At 30.7% G+C, this 3,053-nt stretch carries 1 protein-coding gene; it reads right to left on the bottom strand.

The window, feature by feature from the left end:
• Positions 1-1,136: 1,136 nt before the first annotated feature.
• Positions 1,137-2,882, bottom strand: coding sequence for an arsenical pump-driving ATPase (gene arsA, locus ABF633_RS20610; protein WP_415526594.1), 1,746 nt, complete (start codon positions 2,880-2,882; stop codon positions 1,137-1,139).
• Positions 2,883-3,053: the final 171 nt, after the last annotated feature.

Genomic DNA, 3,053 nt, shown 5'->3' with positions numbered 1-3,053 from the left:
TTAAAATTAATAGATACAAATATAGTATTATCAAGGCTTACAAATTTTTTAGTTTTAGTTTGAAACTAGTTTCACTATATTACTAATTAAATGATTTTTTACATTTAAAAATAAAACCACCAATTAGCTATATATATAAACTAATTGGTGGTTAAGCAACTCCTAACTCATTTGAACAATCTGATTCTATTTGAATATCCATCACCCTTTTTTAGTTATTTTTTTATAATGTGCATTACACTATAAAAATTTACTATTTTTACTTTCTTTAAATACAATCTTCTTCGATATATTATATATTGATTAATAAAATAATTAAGTTAATATAGTGTACTAATCTATACATATATCTTTACAATTATATTTACCTGTTTTCTTTAACATTTATAAATATTATTCTATACTCCTGCATTAAGGTATCTTAAATAAATAACTAATATTATGCTGGGCTGTTTCATATTCTACCTTTCAATAGAATCTTCTGATAAGATTATTATCAGCGTTTCTATTTTATTGTATTATACTAAAATATCCTTTACATCTTTTATTAAGTATTTACTTTTAGATTCCTCAATCAGATTCTCTATATCTGACTTCTGCATTTACTATAGTCAAACATTGCTAAATGTTTTTCTAGTTTTTCTGAACATTCTCTTAAATCAAACGTTCATAGCATTTTCCAGTAATCTTCTCACAGTTTACATCTATAGATATTTAATCATATCTACTTTTGTTTTACTTATAAGCTTCCTACTATTAAGTGCTTTTAGATTTACTAACTCTTTAAATTATCTTATTACTTTTTAGTTTTCTTTATGAGTTAGGGTTGCTATAAAGAAGTTTTTAATCTTCTTTATGCTTTTATTATAATGTAAACGTTTATATTTGTCAACTGCTTTTTACAATAATTTTTAAATATCATCCACATGAACAATAAATTTATCCAGTTTATAGCTAGAATACTCTAATCTTTTCCATTTATAATCATTTCAGCAAATTTTTGTGGCAGCCCACTTTCTTCAATGGACTCTGCAACTATTTGAAAATCATAAGGAACATTTACAATCTCAACTTCTACATTAACTTAAAGTCACTACAAAAACTTTTTAATTCAGTTTTGTAGTGACTTTATGGCTTTAGTTAATTAATTCTAATAACTCTTTACCTTTTACTTCTTTAGCTTTCCATTTAACCACTGCAAAATTACCCTTAGAAATTTCATTCACCTTATTTATCCAAGTTATTTCGTTACTTGCTTTAGCCTTAAGTATTTCATTCTCGGTATCAGCTGCCCAAAAGCTTGAATTTATAACCCACCATTTGCTGCTGATTCCTGCTCTTTTTAAATCTGCTTCTAATCTAGCTGCTTCATATACAGGTGTGGTTTCAGCTAAAGTTACAATAACAACCTCTGTTTCTTTAGAATCTCTAAGCTTTGGCAATAGGTCTTTAACTGCTTCTGGTATATCACCCTGAGAACGCTGTATCTCTTTGTTATAGCTTTCAGTGGAATCTAATAACAACAGTGTATGACCAGTTGGGGCAGTATCAATAACTACTACTTCATTTTTAGATCTTTCAACTATTTCTGCAAAGGCTCTAAATACAGCAATTTCTTGAGTACAAGGAGATCTTAAATCTTCCTCTATATAAGCTATATCTTCTTCACTCATGGTTTCCTTTGCTTTTGCCAAAACTTCCTTTTTATATTTTTCCAGTTCTTTTTTTTCATCCACATGGCTTAAAGTTATACCATAACTATCATCTAAAACAAATTTTAAGTGTGCTGCCGGATCTGTAGTAGTTAAATGTACCTTTTTTCCCCTCTTTGCAATACCTATTGCAATAGCTGCTGCTATAGTAGTTTTACCAACACCACCTTTTCCCATGGTGAAAATCACTTTTTTATTGGTATTATATAAGTCTTCAATAACTTCCTTTAATCTAAAAACTTTCTTAACATCTAAACCTTTATCAGTATATTCAACCCTATCTTCCTTTAAAAAAGCTCTTATATTATCAATTCCGGTTACATTATAGGCTCTTAAAGGAATTTCATATTTTTCTAAAGACTTTAAATGTTCTGATATGCCCTTTAAAGCCTTATGTTGTTTTTCATAAAGTTCCTCTGAAAGGCTATCATCATAATTTTCTAAAACTCCATTTATAACCAGTATTTGATTGCTTATACCTATGTCCTGCAACTCTTTTGATGCTCTTTCAGCTTCCTGCAAAGGTACATTTTCCGGACGTGCTACAAGTATAAGAGTAGTTTTTTCTCTATCCGATAAAGTTTTCACTGCCTTTTTATAAACCTCTTTTTTACCTTCAAGACCTGATAGCTGCCCTAAACAGGAGGCTCCATGAGTGCTTTCACTTATAAAATCACTCCAGGCAGATGGAAGCTGCAGCATTCTTAAGGTGTGTCCTGTGGGAGCAGTGTCAAATATAATATGATCAAATTCCTTTTCTGCTTTTCCATCTGTTATAAAATTTGAGAATTCATTAAAGGCTGAGATTTCTACTGTGCAAGAACCTGAGAGCTGTTCTTCCATATTCTTTATTACTGCATCTGGAAGCTTTCCTTTATATGGTCCAACAACACTCTCCTTGTATTCTCTTGCTGCTTCTTCCGGGTCAAAATTAGCCACTATTAGGTTTGGGACTTCCTTAATAGCAACTCCTTTGTTATCTAACTCAGTGCTGAATACATCCTGTAAATTTGAGGCAGGGTCTGTGCTGATAAGCATAATTTTCTTACCCTGATCTGCTAAATTTACTGCAACTCCGCAAGCTGTAGATGTTTTTCCTACTCCACCTTTCCCTGTAAAGAACAGGTACTTTGTTAGATGTATATTATTTGGATCAAAAACACTTATCATATTTATCTCTCCCCTTTGGCTTACCATACCTTCAGCAAGTAATTCATGTAAAATTATTCATAGCACTACTTTCACTCTAAAAAATTTCATAATGAAATTTAACCTGACTAACTTGCCGTAAGTCTCCCACGCACTCTGTGAAAGCGATTCACACAAAATCCAAGATTTTGG

The sequence above is a fragment of the Clostridium sp. genome, assembly GCF_047718555.1.
In the GTDB taxonomy this organism is placed as follows: Bacteria; Bacillota; Clostridia; order Clostridiales; family Clostridiaceae; genus Clostridium_I.
This window is presented reverse-complemented; position numbering and strand designations above follow the sequence as displayed.